Origin of the sequence: Viridibacillus arenosi, from assembly GCF_001955655.1 — a bacterium.
Lineage (GTDB): Bacteria > Bacillota > Bacilli > Bacillales_A > Planococcaceae > Viridibacillus > Viridibacillus arenosi.
The window spans coordinates 151,875-174,595 of record NZ_MSPW01000003.1 but is presented as its reverse complement, the minus strand read 5'-3'; the positions used below and the strand labels follow the sequence as shown (position 1 = coordinate 174,595).

Here is a 22,721-nt window from a genome sequence, read left to right as displayed (position 1 = left end):
TTGATATTGTGAGTATTTCAGTTATAGGAACTGGAACCCCTCCAGGTGGCGGAGGAATACCTGAAGGCTGGGAAGATGATTACTTGGACATTGATCGCTGGGAGAATGACGGCGGTAGCAGTCTTCGGACAAGAACTGGCTGTGGTGGTGATAGGAAAACCAGTCTCCCTTTATAACATTGCACCCACAAATTTATAATAGAAGCGTATCTCCCGCTATTTAAGATTTCTCGCCTTAAGTATAAAACTCTTTTTCTTAATGCACTAAAATGTCTCGTTAGTGTGATTACATTTCTTTATAAATTTTATAACTTTTTTAACATAAATTTCCGACTAAAATCATGCAACCTCTATGGAAAACTAAACATCGTTTATGAGTGCTGCTTATAAAATTGTCTCTTATTACAAAGACTTACCACTTAATAATTTCGATAAGACTGGGAATAATACAGTCAACGTAATTATGAGGTGGTGAAATATGAAAAAAATTTTTTCCCTGCTTTTGTTTTTATCTTTTTCACTGTTCTTTTTAACTGTATTTGCAATAGCAAATGATAAACCTAGTCCATATGAAAAGATATATCCTGAGATTGGTTACAAAACCGTAGTAGCCGCTTCAAACGAATTCGCACAACATTATAATGAAAAACTGGAGTTACCACTTAGAGTTCCACCAATAAGTTTTACTCATTATTTTGGACGATTTAGTGAGTATGATCACTCATTCGAAGTGGTTTTTATAAATGATCAGGCTTCTGAAAATCATTATAAAATCGATATTCGACCTATCGAAGCGAAAGTTCCTATAAGAAAGAAATATATATTGGACACTTTAAAACTAAAGAATGGAAATGAAGCAACATTGATGAGAGTTTCAGATTTTAATGTACTTGTTTTCGAAAGAGGTAAGTGGCAGTATATGCTAATCATAGATAAAAGGGTTTCTCATAAGGTGACAACTGAAATTTTAGTTGAAATAGCTAATTCTATTGACTATCCAAATGAAAAAGAAGAATCGTAATTCAAGCAACTGGAGTCTTAATAAAAAAAACTAAGTTAGACTTAGTCAACAAGTCTAACTTAGTTTTTTGTTATACATCTGGTTTTCTTAAATTTTTTTTGTCATTTTAAACGATTTTTACTGTTATCAGCTTATTAACAATCATACTAATCTTTATTTTTACTAATAAAATAACTAATAATATTTAAAAAACTAACGCCAACAATCGCTATAAATACATAGAACCTAATCGTACCTTCGCCTAAATTGAGTTCATCCACAAGAATTCCATCCATAAATAATAATTGAGTTCCTAATAGAACGAAAATAGAGGCGTATCCTATATTACATCTACAGAATACGCCCATTATTTACTTGTATTTTTCAATGAACCCTATATCATCAATTGGCCAAATCGTTATATTAGCGTTCCCTACTATATTATTCATTGGAACTAAACCAATGATTCGGCTATCAGTACTATTTCTTCGATTGTCCCCCATTACAAAGACATAACCTTCTGGGATAACAGACATTTGAGTGTAATCTTCAAGTGTAAAGTCTTCAGTTAGTGTCCCTCCATCCAATAGACTCCTTTTATATCTATTTAGATAAGGTTCTTCATGCGGCTGACCATTAATGTATAATTGATCGCTCTTATACTCAATATGATCTCCAGGTAAGCCAATTACGCGTTTAATATAATCCTTGTCCTCAGTTGCATGAAACACAATGATATCAAAACGATCAGGGTGACCTATTTTATTAACAATCATTCGTTCCCCACTTTCTAGAGTAGGCATCATTGATTCGCCTTCTACTATAATGGGAGTAAATAGAAAGAAGCGAAATATAAACGCTAGTCCAACTGCAATGAATAAGGCTTTTGTCCATTCCCAAAGCGAATTCTTTTCTGCTTTCACATTTGTCATTTATTTCTCTCCTTTAACTATCACAATTAAGTATGTCTATAATGGAGAATTTCATTAGTTTCACTCTTTGCCTTTGTTTAATATATGAATATAAAAAAACTTCATTCAATGATCATGCTATTTATTATTGGAGTTCTCTACTTTTTAATATGAACCATTTCAATCAATGTTTATATACAACAAATATATTTAGAAAATGTTCTAATAATATCGTTCTTTTAAAGTAATATTTCGTTCCATGATTGCTGCCTTTTACAAAACAATTAACATACATGATATGATATTAATGGTATCTTATCCGTTTTCGTTGTAATTAGACAACTTTTTAAAAGATGGAGAATTTTTGTGGAGAGTTACCTTAACAAAAAACAACTTAGAGAGGTTTTTAAATTGAAAAAAACAAACATTCTAGTAGCTAGTACGATGAGTTTTTCTTTATTATTAAGCGGCTTGTCAGCAACTAGCTCAACAACATCAGAAACAACATCAATTACTGCTGGGTCTGAAATGCATAGACATATTACTAAGGTTAGTGCACCTGTTAAGAAGATTCAAACTTTGTACATATCAAACGTTCGTGCAAATGCAGGAACTAAATATAAAGTGATTGCTTCAGCGAAAAAAGGAAAAGTTTTTACTTCGTATGCTACAAAAAAAGTAGGTTCTACAACTTGGCATAAGGTAAAGGTAAATAACAAAATAGGTTGGATTTCAAGTACTGTCGTCAAAAACTATTCTAGTAAAACGTTGAAAGTACCTTTTGTAAGTCAATTATCACCTGTGAATGCTCCATTTGGCTGTGAAGGAGCAAGTTTATTGATGGCTTTAAAATACAAAGGGTATTCAAAAGTCGGCTTACGTACATTTTTAGATGATATGCCAAAAGACAAGGGTGGTAATCCGTATAAAGGTTTTGCTGGTGGCAATCCTTATGCAAACCAAAATGGCGTATTCCAATCCATCTTCCCAAAACCATTAACTACTTATGGTAAAGAATATAACAGTAAAGTTGCAAATGTATCAGGCTACTCTACTTCTCAAATCAAAAAAGAATTAGATAAAGGAAATCCAGTTGTTGTCTACGTAACATTGGATTTTAAAAAGCCAGTTTGGGCCAAATGGAAAATGGGCAGTGCAGGTACAAAGAAAATCGTTGATAATATGCATGTTGTTACTGTCATCGGATACAACAGCAACGGCTCATACTATGTAGCAGATCCAAATAGTAAAAAGGAAAAATATTGGGTAAGCAAGTCAAACTTTGAACGTGCGTACAATGCACTTCAATGGGGCGTTGTAGTTCGATAAAATATTAAACAAAGTACACTATTAGGCTATTTAAATAGTGTACTTTTTTAATGCGCATTAATCATTAGTGAATTAGTGAATATTTTTACTGTTAATTTGGAAGTTTTACCGAGTTTCGTCCCAAATCATTAACTTAAAGGAGATTTTTGCTACTCTCTACTCTTCAAAGAGAGCATTCATAATCTAGTCATTATGATCACCCTTCATAAATTCATGGCTGAATTCATATTAACTTATAGACAGACAATCAGTTAGTCTGAGTGAGGATGATATAGTGAGTTTAATTTATGTTATTGGTTATGTGTACACTGTAGGTGGCTTTAGCGTAGGTGGCATAATTGCGTGGATATTAAAAGGTGTTCAAAAGAAAATTGATATCATTTACGGTATTTGTGCAGGTTTAACTCTCGGTTTACTAAGTTTTGAAATTGCACCTGAAGCGATCTTTCTTGGCAACTGGATCACTTTCATTCTCGGTTTCTTTGCAGGAGTGGTATTGTTTCAATTTGCTCATAAAGTTTTGCATATTCTATTTGGGGCAACCAAAAATCATGTGAAAAAGGGTGCTCTACAAACTGGAATAATGTTAATGCTTAGCATTACATTTCACAATTTACCTATAGGAATTGTGCTAGGAGCAAATCAAAACTCAGCAGTCAAGGAATCGCTGTTACACACTATCCTACTTCATAATATACCTGAGGGCATTATTGTATTTACTCCTTTATTTATAGCTGGTCTTGGAGTATGGACCTTGTTCTTTTTAACTTTGATTATTTCTCTTCCAGTTGGCATTGGCGTTTACATAGGAAATTCAATTGGTATTGGCAATCCAATGATTTGGTCCTTTGCTATTAGTTTAGCCGCGGGCACAATATATATGGTCACTATCAAAGAAGTATTACTTGAGTCTATTAAAGATTCTTCTGGTGTTTTACTATTAGCTGTCATAAGTTTTTTAGTAATTGGTGGATTTCTTTTTCTTATTTAGTTTTTAACGAAAACAAATGCTTGTTTGTGTAGAAGTGATATCCACAAAGTTAATAGTTCTTAGAAAAAAAGCTGGTCAATTTATATGACCAGCTTACTGAAATTATTTAACAATAACCATAATAATTAAAAATACAGGAATAAGAAGTAGCTGTAAAATATTTCTTAACAACACTCCATTTTCTTTATATAAACGCCATCCAAATAATAGATCTATACTAGACAATAATGCAATAAAAGCACCAAAATATAGATAGTTGATCGTCTTACTTTGCTAATGGCTGCGGTAGATTAATAAAGGGTATCCCTTTTTTCTGTCGAATTATAGAACTAGGAAAGTTACATTAGTTTAATTGGGGTCTCGTTTTTACCATCGTAAAATTAGAGAAGTACTATTTGTTCAATTAACTTACTCGATATTAGTACTATCTCACATAATGTAGGGAGGATTTCTTATGATATTTGATAATCTAAATAAAAAAATAACCACTAAAAGGCTTGTACTAAGACTATTCCAAAAATCTGATGCAGTAGCTGTTACTAAACTTTGTAATAATTATAATATTTATAAAAATACATTGTACCTACCTTATCCATATGCTATAAAGGATGCTTTATCGTGGATCGAACACCATCATGATAATTTTAATGCTAATAAATCATATGAATTTGCTATAACAGATAAGAAGACAGGAGAATTATATGGAGCTATTGCACTATCTAACAATCAACAGTTTAATAATGGTGAAATAGCCTATTGGATTGGTGAAGAATTTTGGGGAAATGGATATGCTACAGAAGCGGCGCAAGCTATATTACAATTCGCATTTGATGAAAAACAATACCATAAACTTTTTGCTCGGTACTTCAGTTCAAATCCAGCTTCCGGAAGAGTTTTGCAGAAATTAGGAATGAACCAAGAAGGGATATTAATAGACCATGTGAGGAAAGAAAATCGATATGAAGATCTAATATATTATGGAATTATTAACTCAAGAGGATAATAATCGTATATTACAAATGGCTATTTTATAGATGTAAAAGAAAACTCAATTACATTGACAGATATTATTAAACACTTTCTAATTTGAGGTGTTTTTTTATTTTTCTAATTAGTGCCTACTCTTATGGAATAATAATTCCTATCACCTTTAGATCAGTTAATACTTAGGTGATCTCTTCTTATAAGCTTAGGGTTACTTTTTCACTTTCTTAATCATTTAATAATTGTAATTCTCCAATCTAGACACACCTCCGAATATTTCTTTCCAATCTTTCACATAATAATTTCAAAATTGATCTTGATTATACTTACAGATTTATTTCAAAAATGTTAATTATCGTTGAAATTCTATAAGTAAAAAAGGAAATATTATAACATACGTCGAAACAGCATTAATAAGAAAAGTTTGAGGAGGTAATTTATGCGAAAAAAGATTTGGGTATTATTGGTTTGTGGTTTAATGTTACTTACAGCTTGTTCAAATACAAATGGTTTTGTAGAAGTTCAACACGCTAAAGCTAATACTGATACACCAAAGGAAAATGAAAACAAAGTAGAAAATTCAACTCAAACAATAAAAAAACTAAAAAAAGAGATTAATGTTTATAAGATAGAAAAAGAAAACTTCGCAATTATAAGTAACTTATCTAGAGACTTTGTTCAAGCGCAAAAAACAGGCAATCAAAAGCAACTACAAGCATTATTGGCAAAGGAATTAACGTTAAAAAGTAAAGCTGATGGGTTATATGTCATCATTGATAATGTAGATTGGCTATTATATACACTTGACGGTAAGAACTATTTAGATGATTGGGTAATTCAAGGTTACGATTATAATAATGATAATCAAACATTTAACATTTTCATTAGAGAATTTTATAAAAGTAATAATGTAGAGCTTGTTAGCCCTCCGACATTCCTACATTTAGTGTTTAAAAAGGTTAAGGATGAGTGGAAAATCATTAATTTAGAATTCGACGTATAGATTCGAACCTAGATAATGACATAGGGCTGTCCTAAAAGTTGGTTTTCACCTACTTTTAGGACAGCCCTTTTTATATCTATTAATTTATTTTAATACTTAGCTTTATAAATAAATATTCTGCTAGTAATTACCATGATGACAACGAGCGCAAGGAAATACAATGGCATTATTATTAGAGAACCTGTATGCAGTTGACTCATTCCCCAAATAATCAGTGTAACCAATAAATAATATCCTAAGCTAAATAATGCTCCTGCCGTTCCAACGACATCTTGAAAATTCACAAGTGCCAAACTGAGGCAATTTGGTAGAGCAATTCCTATCCCTAATAAGAGTATGAAAATTGCTACCAGAATTGCTGCTGCGTAGAATACAGTAGGATTCGTTCCAGTCAGTACAATAGCTGATAAGATCATTGCCCCTACTACCATTACTAAACATCCAATATATATAATTTTTTCAGGTATATAAACAGCTAGTAAACGTTTTGATAAGTTGGCTCCTATTATTGAAGACAAGGCTACGACTATCCCTAAAAAACCAAATAAACCTGGCGACATTTTAAAATACTCAATAAAGATAAATGGTGCTTCAGCATAATAGCTGAACAATATGCCATTTGTACCTCCTATGAGCAATCCAAATGCAATTATCTTTGGATCAGTAATAATCCTCTTTAATACAAGAAAAATACTTATTTTATTATTAGTATCAGAAGACGCTTTTGTTTCAGGCAATGCTGTAAATGTATATACAAAAATCCCGATACTCATTACAACCAATGTGAAAAATACTGCCTTAAATCCAAAAGTTTGATCAACCCAACCTCCAACTAATGGTCCTACTGCTGGCGTAAATGCAATGACAGCAGAAATTTGTGCAAACATTACATGACGTTTATGACCATCAACGCTTTCACGAAGAATCGTTTGTGTGACGACTGAACCTGTACTTGCTCCAAATGCTTGAAGAAAGCGGCTTATGAATAATAATTCTATGGAGTTAGCCATAAAACATAAAAGACTACCTACACCATATGTTACAATTCCCCACAGCATAGCAGGACGACGCCCTATTATATCAGACAACCATCCCCAACAAAACACACCTAAAGCAAATCCTGCAAAGTATATACTGAGTGTAAGTTGAGTAGCATTGCTGCTAACGTTTAAAGCTTTAGAAATATCGGGTAACGATGGTGTATAAATTGTTTCACTTATTTGTGGAAATGCCACAAGAATAATCATTAACATTAACGATGGTACTGAGACTTTTTTCATTTCTAATAACCCTCCTATAACTTAGAAAATCTCAGGTATTACAATCTTTTGTAGCTATGGAATAGGAGGAACCATCATTTTAATTCGTTCAAAAAATAACATGAGCTTACACCTCTTTTAATGATTATGAATACGTATACCTATAGGAGGGTATAAACACGTATAGAAATAAGGGTTTTCAGACGTATAATCTATTATATGTGCCTATTTTTAGTATAACAATATTAATAGGTAATTTGTAGGCCAATGAATTTAATCTGATTAATCACTTTCTTTTACCTTCTCGTATGTTATTTAAATGAGTAGATTTAAATCTAATCCGTTTACAAAAAAAAATACCTCAGCATTAAATGCTGAGGTATTTTAATTTACTCATTATTTACGATAAGAATTGATTAAACTTTGCTGCCATGATTGGAATTTATCCTTATAATGAATAGACTTTTCTTTAAAGCCTTGCCATCTACTAGCTGTTTTTTGCTTCATATGAGCAAATCTTAATTTGAAATTAGGTTTGAATTGAGGTTTCTTAAAGAGTTTTAACTTACCTGTTTCAAGTTCATCCTCAAGTATTTCAATCGCACGATCTATATTCGCCTCTTTCATTCCTATTCGTGAATCCAAAAGAAGCAAAGGGATCATGCATAGAATCACGAGCACAAGTAATAATAGAATTACCATTTCTTAATCCCCCTCCATCATAAATTTCTTGATTAACATGTATTTCCCTTTTTTGTATGTCTAAAAACATCATTGGGAAGTTCATCATTATTTATTCGTCGAATTTTAGATTATTAGGGCGATTTAGAGTATGGTTAGTGGATGATGACGATTAACATACAAATCATTAATAAGTAAATAATAATTTGTATACTTAAATACAACTTATATTTTTGTTGTAACTTTATATCATGATGTTCACGAATGAATATCCAATCGAAATAAAATTTGCTCAAAATAGCTAATGTTAGGATGGATAATAGTACTAGTATATTTATTGGATGATAGTAAAGAGCAAGAAATATAATGGTGAATAAGCTAATAATCCAAATGACCAATTGAATTATACGATCTCGATTTTTTCTTTGAAGTTTAGGAATGGCAGGAATATAAGTGTTTCTGATTGCTATATATTGTATTAAAAATACTAATGATGGAATAACGTTCACAATTAGACTCAAATAGAACTCTTTTATATTTTTTTGTACAAAGACTGCATTTAGTAATTTTTCGTCAAAGTTGCCAGTTTCGTCTTTGACTTGAAAATACCTGTTGGTTTGCATGTCTCTTAAAATTGATGACTCACCTGGTATTTTATAAATTTTGATGCGCCATTCTCGTCTGTCTTTTGCTGTCAAAACGAAGTCATTAAAAGGTTCAAGTTCACTCTTATTTATATGCTGAACTTCTTTTAGGTGACTAAAATAATAACTAAATGTTGAAAGTTGTTGTTTATCCTCAATTATATTCATATCCAAGTAAAGTTTTGAAGCTCTTGCTAGAAAGCTGTCAAAACTTATATTATTAGGCCAATCAACATAATATATGCGTTTTAGTTCCACTGTAGAAGTAAAATTGGTTATTGGTTCAGTAGCTGTTGTTAATGATGGCTTTTGTAAAGGGCTATTAAGAGTCGTCAGGAGTACAATGATACAGATAACAACAGTAGATGCAAGTACTACAGGAACTTGCCAATTTATTTTCCTTGTGGGTAGCCTGTCAATCCGATCCGATAGTTTTTCAAACGTATGTAACTTCTCCTGTTGTGAACGCTTTATTGTATTTAATTTCTGTAATTTGTCATCTAAACGCTCCATCATCATGACCCCCTTCTTGTAAAACCTTTTTTAGTGCAGCGATTGCACGAACTGTGTTGTTTTTAACCTTCGCTTCAGTGCATTCGAGGAATTGGGCTGTTTCTTTCACTGATAGGCCTTCAATTTTTCGTAATACAATCGTTTCTCTATGATTTAATTTTAACTTTCTTAATGCCCCATAAAGAACCGCCATTTCCTCAGCTGTTTCAAGTAATTCAACCGGCGTTTGTGTATCGTCTTGATACTCCATCTTAAATGTAAGTGGTAAGAATTGAATTAATCGCTTCTTGCGATAATAATCATAGACAAGGTTTCTTGCAATTCGCTTTAGCCAAGTAATGATTGCAGCTTCGTTCCGGAAGGTTTGAAATTGCTTAAATGCTTTAAAAAACGTTTCTTGCGTCAAATCTTCGGCAAGTTCCTTATTATTAACCATGAAAAATATGTATTTATAAATGCCATCACTATGTAAAATATAGAGTTGTTTAAACGGTTCCTGCATCATCAAATCCCCCCTTTCATTAAAAGACGAACGACATTGCATTCGGAATCAATTAATCATGAAAATGCGATTTTTTTGTTTGAATTAAGGCGTACCACATTATTAAATTCATTTTGAATTAGAATTTTTATTTCATAGCAAATAAAAAGAAACTATTTTGAACAAAAATCGTTCAGAAATGTTTCTTCTACAATGAAATGTTAAATTGGTTTTACAAAAAATTATTTGATAATAATACAATAATGTACTATGTATGCCTTTATTAAATGGATTTAGACATTGATATATTCGTAATTTCATAGCCTAACTTTTCATATAATCCACGAGCAATCTTGTTATGGCCAAATACGTGTAGTCCAATTTTATTAATACCTAGCTTTTTAGCAATAATTTCGGTTTCTTTCATAGCTTGCTTACCATAACCCCGCCCTTGATGTTGCTCATAAATGATAAAGTCGTAAATAAAGCCTTCATTTAGATTTGTAGTTGATGTTTGAGCAATCCAAATCATTCCTACTAACTGTTGGTTGTGAAAGATTGAGAATAAATGATTATGCTCTGATTTCTCATCTTTTGGTAATAGACGAGAAAATTCTTTTTTAGAGAGATCAATTGCTTCATCTTCACTCCAATTGCCTGAAGTCACTTTGTCTTTTGCAAAGTCTTCAATAGCAAAAAACAGATACTGATTAAACTCTTCTTGATTCATCGGTTTTAATGTAATCAATTTAAAGCCCCCTAATATTTTGATAATTATACTTTTTATCATAGCATATTAAAATACTGTAAAAAGTAAACCGTATAAAATTTATTAGAAAGGCAGCTTAAATGAAGGTTGAACAAAAATATACATTGAAATACTTTTCCAAAATAATCTTTGCCCTATGATGAATAAGTTTTACTTTAAGATCAATGGAATCTTTTAGTATGTTACATTTAAAAAAATGAATAATGTCAACTTTCTTGAACTAAGATTCTACTTTTAATAGGTTCATATTCAAATAGCATTCCTTCAAATACCACTTCAAATCCTGGTAAATTTCTAAAATCATTTGGTGTAACTAATGATGTGCGTTTATCCCAATAAATAACACCAGCTCTATTTAAAACTTCTCCCACAAACTGTGAACAAAAAAAGGAATTCCGGGGTTCAATAGGTTCATTAAATGCTACACCAACTATACCTAGTAGATTATAATAATATAATTCTTTATTTTTCTCGAATTTATCTATTATGCTCTTCATTTTTTCTATTTTTTCTTCATCCACTTCAAATTTATATAGAACACATTTTGTTTGTGGGAATGCCCTATATATACCTTCTAATACATCTTCTTTTACAAACCCACTATTTATAGGGTTTCTTGGATTCCTTCTTCCGAAACTGTACATTTCATTTAAATTTAAATCAAAAGCGATAGATGCGTGATTGTAAGGAGCTTTTGTATATTGTTTTATGGTTTTCGAAAAAAGAGTACCCGTATCAGTTAATAGAATATAAATATATTTCTTTTTCAAATTGAATTTCCTCCACTACAAATTTTACCATATTACTCAATAAGAGGTGCTTTTTTGACTTCATTAAGTTTTTACCAAACCTACTTCGAAGGAGGGGTGTTTTTGTTTAATGTTTTGTTGATATGAGAAATGATTCTCCTGTTTTAGATACAATTAACCTAAACAAAAAAAATTAGGTTACTTCTCATTTTTGTAATTTCTTTGTTCTTTTCTTTCATATGAAAAAACTTACTTAATTCCACTATTCATCAATTACAATTAGAGAATAAACTTCTGTATAAGTGCGAGATACCGAAACAAGCATTCAATATTAATTTTAATTCTGTTTATACCCTTTAGTGTATTAGTAACTTTATTATAAATACGAAATCTTAAAAATACCTTAAGTCAAATTAAAGATTTCTTAATTTGAACTTGTAAAATTTTGTTTGAGATATATTCTAATTTATATTTATGTTAGGTAAGTGGGAGAACAAAGAACTGAATTTCTAGAATTTTTCTCTTATAATTTTTAAATTTAGAAATTATCTGTGGCTTGTTGAATTTGTAAGGCTTCAGTTAAGTTATTCCATTATTGAGCCAAATGGAGTAATTTACGTGTAGATTTGATAGGATTTGTTAGAGATTTGAAACTAAATCGTACCGTTTTGAATAAAATTTAACCGTATTTTTAAAGTTGAACTAGAATTATCACTGGTGCTTTGGAATAAATATTGAATAATTTTTCAAACATTAATTTAGCTGCATATGAAAAGAACCTAATTTGAACAAAGATTGCTCAAATTAGGTTCTGATTTTGAGTATTTCTATTTCTAAATCTATTAAAAAACAATATGATCATTTTGATAATCGAAGTATACCCATTATGCTTTCACAATATGAATTGGTCTCCCTATAATTACCTCAGCTGCTTCCATTGTAATCTCACCTAAAGTTGGGTGAGCGTGTATTGTTAATGCGATATCTTCGGCAGTCATACCCGCTTCAATCGCAACAGCCATTTCTGCAATCATATCAGATGCACCAGTACCAACGATTTGAGCTCCAATTAATAAATTATCTTCTTTACGTGCAACAAGTTTCACAAAACCTTCAGTTGCATTTAAAGCTAATGCACGGCCGTTTGCAGCGAATGGGAATTTTGCTGTTTTCACTTCGATATCTTCTGCCTTTGCTTGCTCCTCATTGAAACCAACAGTTGCAAGCTCTGGATCTGTAAAGCATACGGCAGGTATTGCTAAATAATCTACGATCGAATTTTCGCCAGCGATTGCTTCGGCAGCCACTTTACCTTCATAAGATGCTTTATGTGCAAGTTGTAGACCAGATACGATATCTCCAATTGCATAAATGTTAGGTACTGAAGTACGACATTGTTTATCTACTTTTAGTAAACCGCGTTCAGCGAATTCGATACCTGCTGCTTCAAGACCTAATTGATCCGTATTTGGACGTCGACCTACAGTTACTAATACATAGTTAGCCTCAACTGTTTTTTCTTCTCCATCAGCTTCATATGTTACAACTACGCCGTTTTCATTTTCTTCTACGCCTTTAGCTGATGCGCCAACCACAACTTCTACGCCTTTTTTCTTTAAACCTTTTTTCACAACTTGTGTCATTTGCTTTTCGAAACCAGCTAAGATGTCTTTCCCCCCTTCAATGATTGTTACTTGAGAACCTAAATTCGCATAAGCAGAACCTAGTTCAGTACCGATGTAACCCCCACCAATGACAACTAATTTTTCCGGTACTTCTGGTAAAGTAAGAGCATCAGTTGAATTAATTACTCGTTTAGTGAATTTAAATGTTGGAATTTCAACCGGTCGAGAACCTGTTGCAATGATTGCATTTTTGAATGTGTACGTTTGTTCACTGCCACCATCAATTACACGTACTGTATTTGCATTTACGAAGTATGCTTCACCGTTCACGATGTCGATTTTGTTGCCTTTTAATAGACCTTTAACGCCGCCTACTAATTTAGAAACTACGCCGCTTTTGAATTCTTGCACTTTTGCCCAGTTAAGTTTTACTTCTTCTGCAACAACACCCATATCACCAGAATGCTTTGCTTGCTCAAAACGGTGACCTACTGAAATCAGCACTTTTGATGGGATACAACCGACATTCGAACAAACTCCTCCTAAATACTCTCTCTCTACAATAGTAACATTTTGCCCCTTTTGAGTAGCGCGAATGGCTGCCACATATCCTCCTGGACCTGCACCAATTACAAGTGTATCAATATACTTCATCTACTGTATCCCCCTCATGATTTGCTATAAAATGAAAAACGTTATCCCAAAAATTTTTATCTTTTACACAATTGTGATGGCCTTTTGTTGCAACTTTAATTACTTGTTTAAAGTTGCTATCATTTAATAGGACATCCACATTTGAAATCGTTACTTTTTTATCCTGAATAGAGTGTACGGCAAGAGATGGAGCCTGTTGGTTTTTTAATATTCTTTCTAAACACCATTCTCTTCTAGCTTTTAAAAAAACACCTCCCCGTAAAAGAAACCAGCTGACAAATAGCCATCCAAACGGAATATATGGAAGTGATACTTTCTCAGCCATTGAATTGCTAATACTTTTTAATGATGTAGGCATTGAATCTGTAATAAGTGCTTTAATCCTCGAATCTGTAGAATTCACAATACTTGCAGCTACCCCACCCATTGAATGCCCTAAAATATAGATTTTTTTACTATTAATATCTGGCCTCTTCGATAAATAATCAATCGTTGCTGTTATACTTTGGACAAACGATTCAATACTCACTTGTTTTTCTGATGACTCACTTTGCCCATGACCAAGAACATCTACAGTTATCACGTCAAAACCGTTAGCTAATAAGGGATCGACATATCGTAACATGTCTGATTTATTAGAACTCCATCCATGTACCAATAGAAAGCAACCTCTTGCCCGCTCACTTTTAATAAGCCATCCTCGCATTGTTCCAATACTCAGCTCAATTTTAATGTCTTCATAAGTTGAATTCGGGTATTTTTTATCCACCTTTACTTTCGGTGTGAAAATATGCTGTATGATATATCTCCTCAAAAATAAAATAATTACTACGAAAGAAATGAATACTATATATTTCATAATAATCCCCCTTAAAAAAGATACCTTTCAGTCTCTTTTTAGTTATAAAAAAGACGGCTTTATTGCCGCTCAGTCGCAATCATTGAAATATATTGTTTCAAATTATTGCTTATGATCTTTGTTAATTGTTCATCATTCTTTAATCGGTCTAATACGAGCCCACCTTCTAATGTTGAAACAATATATATCGCCGTATCGTATGGCTTTACAGACTGCTTCAACTCCTGATTACTAATACCATCCTCTATAATTTTAACTATCCAATTGATCATCATATCCATTGCTTCATTAATAGATGGCAGTAACGCATTCCCTTCTAAATCATCCATTTCTATGGCTGCGTTAAAAATAGGACACCCACCTACTATCGGTTCTCCTTCACTTAATTCTAAAAAGGCCTCCACAAATGCCATTAATCTGTCCGTTGCATTCTCGTGTTGTAAAACACTCGTCTTTAAATGATTTTGCATTATTTCAGTAGAAAAATGAAAAGATTCTGCCATAAGCTGCTCTTTATCCTTAAAGTGTCGATATATCCCCCCTTTTTGAATATTCGTTTCCTGAATAATGTCATTCATCGATGTTGTCATGTAACCTTTTTTGTTAAAAATTGTAGCAGATTTCCGAATAATATTACGTCTTGTTAATTCACCTTTTCTCATTTGAACCTCCAAAAAAGATACCCTTCAGTCTCTTTCAATATAAAGGAAGTCATATACAATTTCAAGCACTTTTTTACAGAAGTTAAATATAAGTTGTATCTGGAGCGATGATTCTTCTTTACAAACATTATCGAATACTGCATAATGCCTTGATAAAATATGTAATTTATTCACATAAATAAATGTGTATATTAGAATGAAAAGTAGAACGCGTTATGGTATTCCCAAAAAGGAAGATTTCAAGTTATCACCTACCGTTACAAAGGACTTGATTGAATTACATACTAACCATCATAAAAATTTTGACCAATTTAATGATAACCCGGATTCATTGTACATACCTATTCGTTGGATACCGCATTGCACTATAGCGAATAGGTTGTCTCCAGTAAAATTATCTAAAGCATTCGATTACTGTTCACAAAGAAATGCTACTATATCTGGTCAAATAAAAGAAGTTGCTCTTATTGATGTATATTCTAAAAATAAAGCACCAATTATATACTCAAAGATATTTGCGGAATAGTAATATTCTCATTTCACAATAGCCTGAATTTAAAAAGCATCACTTGAAATTCAAGGGATGCTCAGTTCAAGTTAAACACAATTCAATTATTTGAGGTAATGCTAACATGTAATAAAATTGGCAGATTACTCTATAGGTAGTGACCGATGACATTATAGAATTGAAGTTAACAATTAATTCCCGTTCATATTCTGCAGCCTTTGAGGTATTTAATACTCCTGAATAGTATTAGAAACACTCGTTAAATTGAGCAAGCGTCAGGAGAACACTAAGTTGTTTTATTTTAAAGCCGATTGCCTAATATAAATCTTGAGAAAGTCGGACCATATCTATACATTGAATACCATTTTCAAAAATTGGCTCTGAATAATGACGTATAAAGAAGTCTCTATCTACATGTGTGATACGGAATCCACATTTTTGGTAAAGTGCAATTTGTGAAATGCTCGAATTGCCTGTTCCAACTTCTATTGTTTTATATTTTTTTGACTTGGCAGTAGCAATGGAATGCTGAATTAGCATTTTACCTAAGCCTTTTCCTTGTTGGTCTTCGTGAATAGAAACATTCACTAACTCCGCAGTTTCGGGACGTGTAGGGATTAAAACATATACACCAATAATGCTATCTTCATCCTCCATCACAAAGCATTCACCTCTTTGTAAATACTCTAATACAATCTCTTCGGAAGGATCGGCTTGTAACAACAAATCCATTGGTATATTGTCTGTTGCAACTAATCTTCTTATTTTCATAATACTCACCTTCATTTTTAATTTTATCCTGCACTTAACTTTACATTTTAATTGTAACTTATTTCATGAAATTAAAGTGATTAACATTTATATGTTTATTCAAAATCAAGAAATTTTGTATAAGAATAAATTTACTTACTATTTTCCTGAAGATAAAAAATGATGATTTCAATATTTATAAATCAAAACTTGCGTATATATTAAAGTGCCCCTTCACAGTCATGAATCGTAGAAAATGAGATATCCATTAACTAATCAAAAATATCAATATATGTATAAATTTTAAGTTTTGGTATATTATATTAACATGCAAAAGATGAAGAAGGGATTGTTAAACATGAATAAAAATAAAAAATATTCATACCCAGAAAAAATCATAGTCTCTAATATTTATCCAGAAGCAGATAATACTATACGTTATTTTTTGCAACTTAAAACGCCGCTTCAGTCAAAATCAAGCGCGACAATTATAATGATGAATCCTAATAACGCAAGTAGAGAACATTCCGATCCAACGGTAAATAAAGTTTGCTCTTTTTTCAGAGATAGTAGGCAATTTCAATACGGAGTCATCAATATATTAAACTTATTCCCCTACTTCGAACAAAACTCACACTTATTGGATCTCGAAATAGAAAACAATACTCAATCATTCGAAAAAACCATGAAGGGTAATTTCAAAAAAATAAAGGAAATTATTAAATTAAGCGATATCATTGTTCTAGCTTGGGGAAATGTACCGAAGAATAAATTTTCAAAAGAGCTGCACGATAAAGCTGTCTTATCCATATCAAACCTGCTAAAGAAACATAAAAAAGAAGATTGTCTATATATGTTTAAATATAAAAACATAAGTTCCCTTACAATCCAAGGAAATCCAGGACATCCATCACGTAAATCAATAGAAGACCTACTTAAAGTACGTGATATTAAAATTACGACCAAATCAAGATTTATCATATAAAATAATTCCATAAGATATTGAAAGTAAAAGAGAAAGGACTATGTTAATTCCTTTTAATTATTTTATACATAAGCACCCCCCAAGAAAAACCTCCTTAGGGGGTGCTATTTAATAAAAAGTCATGGTTTTACAGGTTCTCCGCTAAATACTTTAAGGGCCATTAGCGCAGCCTTGAAAACTTGAGCTTTTGAATAAAAGCAGTGATATTAGACCCCGTTTTCATAGGAAAGGGCCAAAATTAGTTAAATAATTGACTATGTTCTTCTACTTAATTCATTCTCTTGTTATCCTTACTCCTAATAATAATTTGATATGGAACTGCTTCAACCAATAACTCTACCCTTTTTAGCTTTATAATTTCATTTACATATTCCTCAATCTTCTTTATCTTTTTAGCTGGATTCCACTCACCTTTAGATTTTTCCAAGTCGGTTTTTATAGTGATTTGCAATAGTTTTGGGTGAAATGAATAGGCAAATCCTCTGTATTCCTCAAATTCCTTATCCAGTTCTTCACTTATAGTTGTGAAAATTGGTTGCCATTTCTGATCTCTAATTTCATCTCCACTTTGTCCTTTTAACGTTACTGTAAAATTCATTTTTGTGTTCGAGAAAATAGCCTTTTTAATCTCTTTTTGAAGTTCAACATTATCTTTATTGATTTTTTCATTTGTTTCGTCAATCTGGATCTTAATATATGGATTAGGAGATCTTGGATCGATGGCAGCTTTGTAGACATACCCCTTATTCCTTAATGATTTGGATGCGATTTCTGAAACTTCATTGAAAATTAAATGGACGGATTTATTCATTTTGGAGTTCTTCTTCAAATACAGAAAACACTTTTACTTGAGGTAGATAGTCATTTAGACAGATTTCTCATCATATATCATTATGTATGTTTTTATCCCACGAGTAATCCAAAGAGAGGAGTTTATGAAATCGATAATCCGAACGAAAATATAGAAGAAAATATACCTCAGCCTTTTCGAAGTAACGGCGAAGGAGGATATGATACTGGACCCCGAGATATTATGAGAGATCTTGAAAACCCTGATATGTTAGTTCCACCGAAGACAGATGCTGGTTTACTCCCTAATATGCATTTTTCATTCTCAGACACCTCTATGACGTTAAGTCATGGTGGGTGGTCAAGAGAGATTACTGTTAGAGAATTGCCCATAGCGACTACTCTTGCTGGTGTAAACATGAGCTTGACGGCTGGTGGTGTTCGAGAATTACATTGGCATCAACAAGCAGAATGGTCTTTTATGATATCAGGTCATGCACGAATTACATCCATTGATTCAGAAGGTCGTAACTTTATTGCTGATGTTGGCCCAGGCGATCTTTGGTACTTCCCCCCTGGACTACCACATTCAATCCAAGGGTTGGAACACTGTGAATTCCTACTCGTCTTCGATGACGGCGCTTTTTCCGACTTGAATACTTTATCCATCTCAGATTGGTTTGCTCACACGCCAAAAGATGTATTGTCTGCTAATTTTGGAGTCCCTATTAGTACGTTTGACAATATACCATCAAAGCAGGTGTATATATTTCAAGACAAGGTTCCAGGTCCCCTGCAAAGTGAAAAGGTACAATCCCCTTACGGAACAATTCCTGAAACGTTCAAGCACAAGTTATTAGCGCAAAAACCAATGCAAATACCTGGGGGCACTGTACGTATAGTAGACTCTTCAAACTTTCCTATCTCAAAAAAAATCGCTGCGGCCCTTGTCAAGATTGAGCCGGGAGCAATGAGAGAACTGCATTGGCATCCAAATAACGACGAGTGGCAGTATTACCTGTCTGGACAGGGACGCATGACGGTATTTAGTGGCAACGGTATAGCTCGAACATTTGATTATCGTGCTGGAGATGTCGGTTATGTGCCATTTGCTAATGGACACTACATTCAAAATACCGGTACTGAAAGTTTGTGGTTTTTGGAAATGTTCAAGAGTGATCGGTTTGCTGATGTATCTTTAAACCAATGGATGGCGCTTACCCCTTCTGACCTAGTAGCAGACAATTTGCATGTTGGACCAGAACTATTGAATGCCCTACGAAAAGTAAAATATCCTGTTGTTAAGTTCCCAGGATTTTCTTACTATCCAAGGTAAGAGATCTTTAGCTCTTACTTAGTTTAGAAAATCGAAGAACCATTTCTAATAGTCGCTTTTGTCGTTTTTTAATATTTAAAACTTATAAAAGGATGCCCCACGTTAAAACGTGAGACATCCTTTTTAAATCTAAGAAATTTCCTTAAACTAAATATAACAGTGATTGCTTAAATGCTTGTTTGAAATAAAATTATGGAAACAGGTCAAAAAATCTAATCAGAATTTAATGGTTTCATCCACAATTTAGAGAAATCAACATAGCCAAAATGCTTAATTGTTACATTTTGAATATCAGTTGAGAAAGGAATAATACGTTTTTCATAATATAAAGGAATTAAAATAGACTCATCAATACATTTTCTTTCTATTTGTAAATTTAGATTGGTCCACTCTTCAAATGGTGTTTCAACATATTTTTGAATTAGATCAGTAATTAATGGATGGGCGTGTACTACATCAGAAGCGGCAGAATTATCACTTGTCATAAATTGAAAGAATGAGAGCTGTTGATTTAACTCAAATATCTCTCCATGTATGATAATATCGGCTTTATTTGTTAAACAACGATTATTTAGTTGATCTTGAAATTTCACATAACGCAGTTCTACCGGAATGCCTTCATGTTCTAATAGGTTTTTCAACCACATCGTTAGATCCTTTGTATAATTTACATACTCTATAACTAATGGTTTTTCTACTTTTGGACACTCGACTTCTGCAATTGTATATGGCTTACTGTTACCAATTAGGAAACCATTATGATTTGGAGAATAATTATGATGATATTGATTTAGATCTACAATTTCTTCTCGATGTCTTGCTATTATATGGTGAATAAACTGACGTAACGCTTTATTTTGTATAGCTGATTCGTGACAAATATTTAATATAACAATTCCAAAACCAGAATCACTTTGCACATCTATAGTATCTGTGGATACTGTGGTTTGAGATGATCGGTAAATTTTATCAAAATCCTTTGGAACAGTAACAAATTCAACAGTATCTAACAATGGCCTCTCTTGAAAATATTCTAAAAAGGCTTTTAAGATAGTTATCGAAGGGGAACTTTTTTCTAAAAAGAATGCACCTGTACCATATAATTGATTGTTGGTTTCTTTGAAAATACTTGCACTAATTAATCCTAAAAGCTGTAAACAATAACTACATGTCGTATGCAGTTCAACCACAAGAGGTGCTGGAGAAACAATTGCTTCTACTGGTGCCCATATTTTTTGATAGGTTGGATGATTTCGTAGTTTATTGAGACAATTCACTACGTCTTTTGCAGTTAGTATTGACCCGTCATGAAAATGGATATCTTTTCTTAAATAAAGTCGTAGTCTGCCGTTATCCTGCTCCCAACTATGAGCAATTTCCGACGTTACATCACCGTTAGCATCAACATGAACTAGGCGGTTATATAAGTTTGATACGAGATTTGCACTATAAGCATCGGCTGCTTCTATTGGATTAATTGTAATAAAGGGATGCCTTTTAGGAATGATTAATTTGTCTGTTCCGTCTTGTTCGTAACCGAATCTTGATTGAAAAATCTTTGTAAGTCTTTGTTTTGCTCCTGCAGACCAATCAAAGTTTAAATACTTGGCTGCTTCTTCCACTGATTCATTTTTTAATTTAGCTTGCATTTCACCTTCATAATATTCCTCTATATTACGTAACCAACTCAAAGAAGATTGAACTCCCCTCCCCTTTCCAGGAGTATAGTTAAGCCACCCTTCTTTCTCCCATCTATGTAGTAATCTCGATGTTTGCTTCACACTTAATTCAAGTAATTCTGCTAACTCCTTTTGTTTTACTGTCCCTGATTGAAATGATCGATAGATTTTTAGTAAGGCTGCTTCCATAGTAGTCACCTCTAAAAGTGGACATAATATATAAAATTGTCCCTTTTTTAACTTATTAGTCCAGTTTAATATAAAGTAAATCTAGGAGGTAGACAATATGAAATTGAAAGATTTACCACAAAATATTAAATTGAGATTAATAACATCCTTTTTTAATCGAATTGCTTTTAATGCAGTTATGCCATTTATCGCTTTGTTTTTTGCTCATGAAGTGAATAAAGTATTTGCTGGCTCACTGTTACTTCTATCAGTTGGAATTAATTTTGCTACTAATTTAGTTGGAGGTTATATTGCGGACCGTTTTCGCCGAAAAAAGGTGCTGTTAATAACTTCTTTTACGACATTCGCACTATTATTTTTGATGACGCTTTGTTTAATTCCAAATAAACGTCTAATTTGGTTGTTTACTGCGTTGTATCTTATTTATGTTGTATCTAGTAATCTTGGACGACCAGCCATGCAGGCGATTATATTAGATTCTACAACAGCTGAAAACCGGAAAGCTGTCTTCGCGATTGATTACTGGCTTTTGAATTTATCAATTAGCTTTGGTGCAATTTTAGGTGGACTTCTTTATATGAATCATCAAATTATGTTATTTAGCTTTTTGACAGTAACTACTGTTTTTATCGCAATTGCATATCTTATTTGGCTGCAGGACGATTCTATACCAACAATAGAAAAACAGCATGATAATATCTTGTTAGATTTAATTAGTAATTATAAAACAGCTTTAATGGATCATCGTTTTGTGAAACTGACACTAGGTATGATGTTTATCTTTTCTGCGGAGTTTTCTTTAAGTACCTATATTAGTGTTCGGCTTGCGGAAACCTTTAAATCGGTGAAGATTTTCGGATTTGAAATTGAAGGCGTTCGAATGTTTAGCTTGCTGAGCTTTGAAAACACATTACTTGTAGTTTGTTTCACCTTTTTAGTATCAAGATGGACAAATACAATGAATAATAAGAAATCAATCCTATTAGGGCTTGCAGTGTACGGATTGGGTTATACCTTCTTAACCTCTTCGAATCATTTCTATCTTCTATTACTCTTTGGTGCATTAGCAACTTTAGGCGAGCTTATGTATTCCCCTGTATTTCAAACCGAGCAGGCTAATTGTATACCAGCAGATAAAAGGGGGTCATACCTTGCTCTCTCTGGGCTAGGATTCAATGGGGCGAGTATGATTAGTAGTGGTGCTCTTATATTAGGAGCGTTTTTAGCTCCTTGGGAGATGTCTATCTTCATAGGTATTATCGTTATGTCAGGAATTGCTTTAATATATAGCGCTTTGTTTTATACTGGAAAGATAAGATTGGTCTTTAACAGATGATATGTTTGTACAAATAAATCTATATAAAAAAAGTTT

The 22,721-nt window shown here is 32.6% G+C and carries 23 protein-coding genes; 10 read left to right on the top strand and 13 right to left on the bottom strand.

Annotation, left to right across the window (positions count from 1 at the left end; genetic code table 11):
* Nucleotides 1-8: 8 nt before the first annotated feature.
* Nucleotides 9-176 (top strand): hypothetical protein, encoded by a 168-nt coding sequence (locus tag BK137_RS22255; protein ID WP_155981165.1) that lies wholly within the window; start codon nucleotides 9-11, stop codon nucleotides 174-176.
* A gap of 301 nt (nucleotides 177-477) precedes the next feature.
* Nucleotides 478-1,020: a hypothetical protein gene (locus BK137_RS07460; RefSeq protein WP_038181782.1), complete on the top strand. Its 543-nt coding sequence runs from the start codon at nucleotides 478-480 to the stop codon at nucleotides 1,018-1,020.
* Between the two features lie 350 nt (nucleotides 1,021-1,370).
* Here BK137_RS07460 and lepB read toward each other — a convergent pair whose 3' ends face one another.
* Nucleotides 1,371-1,931, bottom strand: coding sequence for a signal peptidase I (gene lepB / locus BK137_RS07455; protein WP_038181785.1), 561 nt, complete (start codon nucleotides 1,929-1,931; stop codon nucleotides 1,371-1,373).
* A gap of 390 nt (nucleotides 1,932-2,321) precedes the next feature.
* On the opposite strand from lepB, the gene BK137_RS07450 reads away from it, so the two are divergent.
* The 4 genes from BK137_RS07450 to BK137_RS07435 all read left to right on the top strand — a co-directional run bounded on the left by BK137_RS07450 (nucleotide 2,322) and on the right by BK137_RS07435 (nucleotide 6,217).
* Nucleotides 2,322-3,239 carry a C39 family peptidase gene (locus tag BK137_RS07450; RefSeq protein WP_051448626.1) on the top strand — a complete coding sequence of 306 codons (918 nt, stop codon included), beginning with the start codon at nucleotides 2,322-2,324 and terminating at the stop codon, nucleotides 3,237-3,239.
* Between the two features lie 274 nt (nucleotides 3,240-3,513).
* Nucleotides 3,514-4,230: a ZIP family metal transporter gene (locus tag BK137_RS07445; protein WP_051448627.1), complete on the top strand. Its 717-nt coding sequence runs from the start codon at nucleotides 3,514-3,516 to the stop codon at nucleotides 4,228-4,230.
* Between the two features lie 454 nt (nucleotides 4,231-4,684).
* Nucleotides 4,685-5,233, top strand: a complete 549-nt coding sequence (locus BK137_RS07440; RefSeq protein ID WP_038181788.1) for a GNAT family N-acetyltransferase — start codon at nucleotides 4,685-4,687, stop codon at nucleotides 5,231-5,233.
* 420 nt (nucleotides 5,234-5,653) lie between these two features.
* The gene (locus BK137_RS07435) at nucleotides 5,654-6,217 is read left to right on the top strand and encodes a hypothetical protein (RefSeq protein ID WP_038181791.1); all 564 of its coding nucleotides are present in this window, start codon (nucleotides 5,654-5,656) and stop codon (nucleotides 6,215-6,217) included.
* Nucleotides 6,218-6,306: 89 nt separating this feature from the next.
* Here the strand turns inward: BK137_RS07435 and BK137_RS07430 are convergent, their stop codons facing one another.
* The 9 genes from BK137_RS07430 to BK137_RS07390 form a co-directional block, all read right to left on the bottom strand.
* Nucleotides 6,307-7,497 carry a multidrug effflux MFS transporter gene (locus tag BK137_RS07430; RefSeq protein WP_038181794.1) on the bottom strand — a complete coding sequence of 397 codons (1,191 nt, stop codon included), beginning with the start codon at nucleotides 7,495-7,497 and terminating at the stop codon, nucleotides 6,307-6,309.
* 375 nt (nucleotides 7,498-7,872) lie between these two features.
* Complete coding sequence (locus BK137_RS07425) at nucleotides 7,873-8,178, bottom strand: hypothetical protein (RefSeq protein ID WP_038181799.1); 306 nt, start codon at nucleotides 8,176-8,178, stop codon at nucleotides 7,873-7,875.
* Between the two features lie 134 nt (nucleotides 8,179-8,312).
* Nucleotides 8,313-9,314 carry a hypothetical protein gene (locus tag BK137_RS07420; RefSeq protein ID WP_038181801.1) on the bottom strand — a complete coding sequence of 334 codons (1,002 nt, stop codon included), beginning with the start codon at nucleotides 9,312-9,314 and terminating at the stop codon, nucleotides 8,313-8,315.
* Nucleotides 9,298-9,819, bottom strand: a complete 522-nt coding sequence (locus tag BK137_RS07415; RefSeq protein WP_051448628.1) for an RNA polymerase sigma factor — start codon at nucleotides 9,817-9,819, stop codon at nucleotides 9,298-9,300. Before BK137_RS07415 ends, BK137_RS07420 begins: the two co-directional genes overlap by 17 nt.
* Before the next feature lie 259 nt (nucleotides 9,820-10,078).
* Nucleotides 10,079-10,543 carry a GNAT family N-acetyltransferase gene (locus BK137_RS07410; protein ID WP_038181804.1) on the bottom strand — a complete coding sequence of 155 codons (465 nt, stop codon included), beginning with the start codon at nucleotides 10,541-10,543 and terminating at the stop codon, nucleotides 10,079-10,081.
* 227 nt (nucleotides 10,544-10,770) lie between these two features.
* A complete protein-coding gene (locus tag BK137_RS07405) occupies nucleotides 10,771-11,334 on the bottom strand; it encodes a hypothetical protein (RefSeq protein ID WP_038181807.1) in 564 nt (187 codons plus the stop codon).
* Nucleotides 11,335-12,197: 863 nt separating this feature from the next.
* Nucleotides 12,198-13,592 (bottom strand): dihydrolipoyl dehydrogenase, encoded by a 1,395-nt coding sequence (gene lpdA / locus BK137_RS07400; protein ID WP_038181812.1) that lies wholly within the window; start codon nucleotides 13,590-13,592, stop codon nucleotides 12,198-12,200.
* Nucleotides 13,579-14,451: an alpha/beta hydrolase gene (locus tag BK137_RS07395; protein ID WP_038181815.1), complete on the bottom strand. Its 873-nt coding sequence runs from the start codon at nucleotides 14,449-14,451 to the stop codon at nucleotides 13,579-13,581. The genes lpdA and BK137_RS07395 overlap by 14 nt, the downstream gene beginning before the upstream one ends.
* A 59-nt stretch (nucleotides 14,452-14,510) precedes the next feature.
* A complete protein-coding gene (locus tag BK137_RS07390) occupies nucleotides 14,511-15,113 on the bottom strand; it encodes a TetR/AcrR family transcriptional regulator (protein WP_038181818.1) in 603 nt (200 codons plus the stop codon).
* A 196-nt stretch (nucleotides 15,114-15,309) separates the two neighbouring features.
* On the opposite strand from BK137_RS07390, the gene BK137_RS07385 reads away from it, so the two are divergent.
* Nucleotides 15,310-15,639: a 2'-5' RNA ligase family protein gene (locus tag BK137_RS07385; RefSeq protein WP_051448629.1), complete on the top strand. Its 330-nt coding sequence runs from the start codon at nucleotides 15,310-15,312 to the stop codon at nucleotides 15,637-15,639.
* A 297-nt stretch (nucleotides 15,640-15,936) separates the two neighbouring features.
* Here the strand turns inward: BK137_RS07385 and BK137_RS07380 are convergent, their stop codons facing one another.
* Nucleotides 15,937-16,392 (bottom strand): GNAT family N-acetyltransferase, encoded by a 456-nt coding sequence (locus BK137_RS07380; RefSeq protein ID WP_038181821.1) that lies wholly within the window; start codon nucleotides 16,390-16,392, stop codon nucleotides 15,937-15,939.
* 337 nt (nucleotides 16,393-16,729) lie between these two features.
* Here BK137_RS07380 and BK137_RS07375 point away from each other — a divergent pair, with 337 nt between their 5' ends.
* Nucleotides 16,730-17,356 carry a DUF1643 domain-containing protein gene (locus BK137_RS07375; RefSeq protein ID WP_038181823.1) on the top strand — a complete coding sequence of 209 codons (627 nt, stop codon included), beginning with the start codon at nucleotides 16,730-16,732 and terminating at the stop codon, nucleotides 17,354-17,356.
* A gap of 268 nt (nucleotides 17,357-17,624) precedes the next feature.
* On the opposite strand, the gene BK137_RS22605 is transcribed toward BK137_RS07375, so the two are convergent.
* Nucleotides 17,625-18,185, bottom strand: a complete 561-nt coding sequence (locus BK137_RS22605) for a hypothetical protein (protein WP_244898239.1) — start codon at nucleotides 18,183-18,185, stop codon at nucleotides 17,625-17,627.
* Nucleotides 18,186-18,296: 111 nt separating this feature from the next.
* On the opposite strand from BK137_RS22605, the gene BK137_RS07365 reads away from it, so the two are divergent.
* Entirely contained in the window at nucleotides 18,297-19,481 is a 1,185-nt protein-coding gene (locus BK137_RS07365; protein WP_038183061.1) for an oxalate decarboxylase family bicupin, read from the top strand.
* Between the two features lie 212 nt (nucleotides 19,482-19,693).
* Here BK137_RS07365 and BK137_RS07360 read toward each other — a convergent pair whose 3' ends face one another.
* Nucleotides 19,694-21,349, bottom strand: a complete 1,656-nt coding sequence (locus BK137_RS07360) for an ABC transporter substrate-binding protein (protein ID WP_038181826.1) — start codon at nucleotides 21,347-21,349, stop codon at nucleotides 19,694-19,696.
* A gap of 97 nt (nucleotides 21,350-21,446) precedes the next feature.
* On the opposite strand from BK137_RS07360, the gene BK137_RS07355 reads away from it, so the two are divergent.
* Nucleotides 21,447-22,685: an MDR family MFS transporter gene (locus tag BK137_RS07355; protein WP_038181829.1), complete on the top strand. Its 1,239-nt coding sequence runs from the start codon at nucleotides 21,447-21,449 to the stop codon at nucleotides 22,683-22,685.
* The last annotated feature ends 36 nt before the right edge of the window (nucleotides 22,686-22,721 follow it).

What these genes read in the sequence shown, in the direction of transcription:
- BK137_RS07460 (WP_038181782.1), top strand. Translation starts at nt 478, where the DNA reads ATGAAAAAAATTTTTTCCCTGCTTTTGTTTTTATCTTTTTCACTGTTC.
- lepB (WP_038181785.1), bottom strand. Translation starts at nt 1,931, where the DNA reads ATGACAAATGTGAAAGCAGAAAAGAATTCGCTTTGGGAATGGACAAAA.
- BK137_RS07440 (WP_038181788.1), top strand. Translation starts at nt 4,685, where the DNA reads ATGATATTTGATAATCTAAATAAAAAAATAACCACTAAAAGGCTTGTA.
- BK137_RS07435 (WP_038181791.1), top strand. Translation starts at nt 5,654, where the DNA reads ATGCGAAAAAAGATTTGGGTATTATTGGTTTGTGGTTTAATGTTACTT.
- BK137_RS07430 (WP_038181794.1), bottom strand. Translation starts at nt 7,497, where the DNA reads ATGAAAAAAGTCTCAGTACCATCGTTAATGTTAATGATTATTCTTGTG.
- BK137_RS07425 (WP_038181799.1), bottom strand. Translation starts at nt 8,178, where the DNA reads ATGGTAATTCTATTATTACTTGTGCTCGTGATTCTATGCATGATCCCT.
- BK137_RS07420 (WP_038181801.1), bottom strand. Translation starts at nt 9,314, where the DNA reads ATGGAGCGTTTAGATGACAAATTACAGAAATTAAATACAATAAAGCGT.
- BK137_RS07415 (WP_051448628.1), bottom strand. Translation starts at nt 9,819, where the DNA reads ATGATGCAGGAACCGTTTAAACAACTCTATATTTTACATAGTGATGGC.
- lpdA (WP_038181812.1), bottom strand. Translation starts at nt 13,592, where the DNA reads ATGAAGTATATTGATACACTTGTAATTGGTGCAGGTCCAGGAGGATAT.
- BK137_RS07395 (WP_038181815.1), bottom strand. Translation starts at nt 14,451, where the DNA reads ATGAAATATATAGTATTCATTTCTTTCGTAGTAATTATTTTATTTTTG.
- BK137_RS07390 (WP_038181818.1), bottom strand. Translation starts at nt 15,113, where the DNA reads ATGAGAAAAGGTGAATTAACAAGACGTAATATTATTCGGAAATCTGCT.
- BK137_RS07385 (WP_051448629.1), top strand. Translation starts at nt 15,310, where the DNA reads ATGAAAAGTAGAACGCGTTATGGTATTCCCAAAAAGGAAGATTTCAAG.
- BK137_RS07380 (WP_038181821.1), bottom strand. Translation starts at nt 16,392, where the DNA reads ATGAAAATAAGAAGATTAGTTGCAACAGACAATATACCAATGGATTTG.
- BK137_RS07375 (WP_038181823.1), top strand. Translation starts at nt 16,730, where the DNA reads ATGAATAAAAATAAAAAATATTCATACCCAGAAAAAATCATAGTCTCT.
- BK137_RS07360 (WP_038181826.1), bottom strand. Translation starts at nt 21,349, where the DNA reads ATGGAAGCAGCCTTACTAAAAATCTATCGATCATTTCAATCAGGGACA.
- BK137_RS07355 (WP_038181829.1), top strand. Translation starts at nt 21,447, where the DNA reads ATGAAATTGAAAGATTTACCACAAAATATTAAATTGAGATTAATAACA.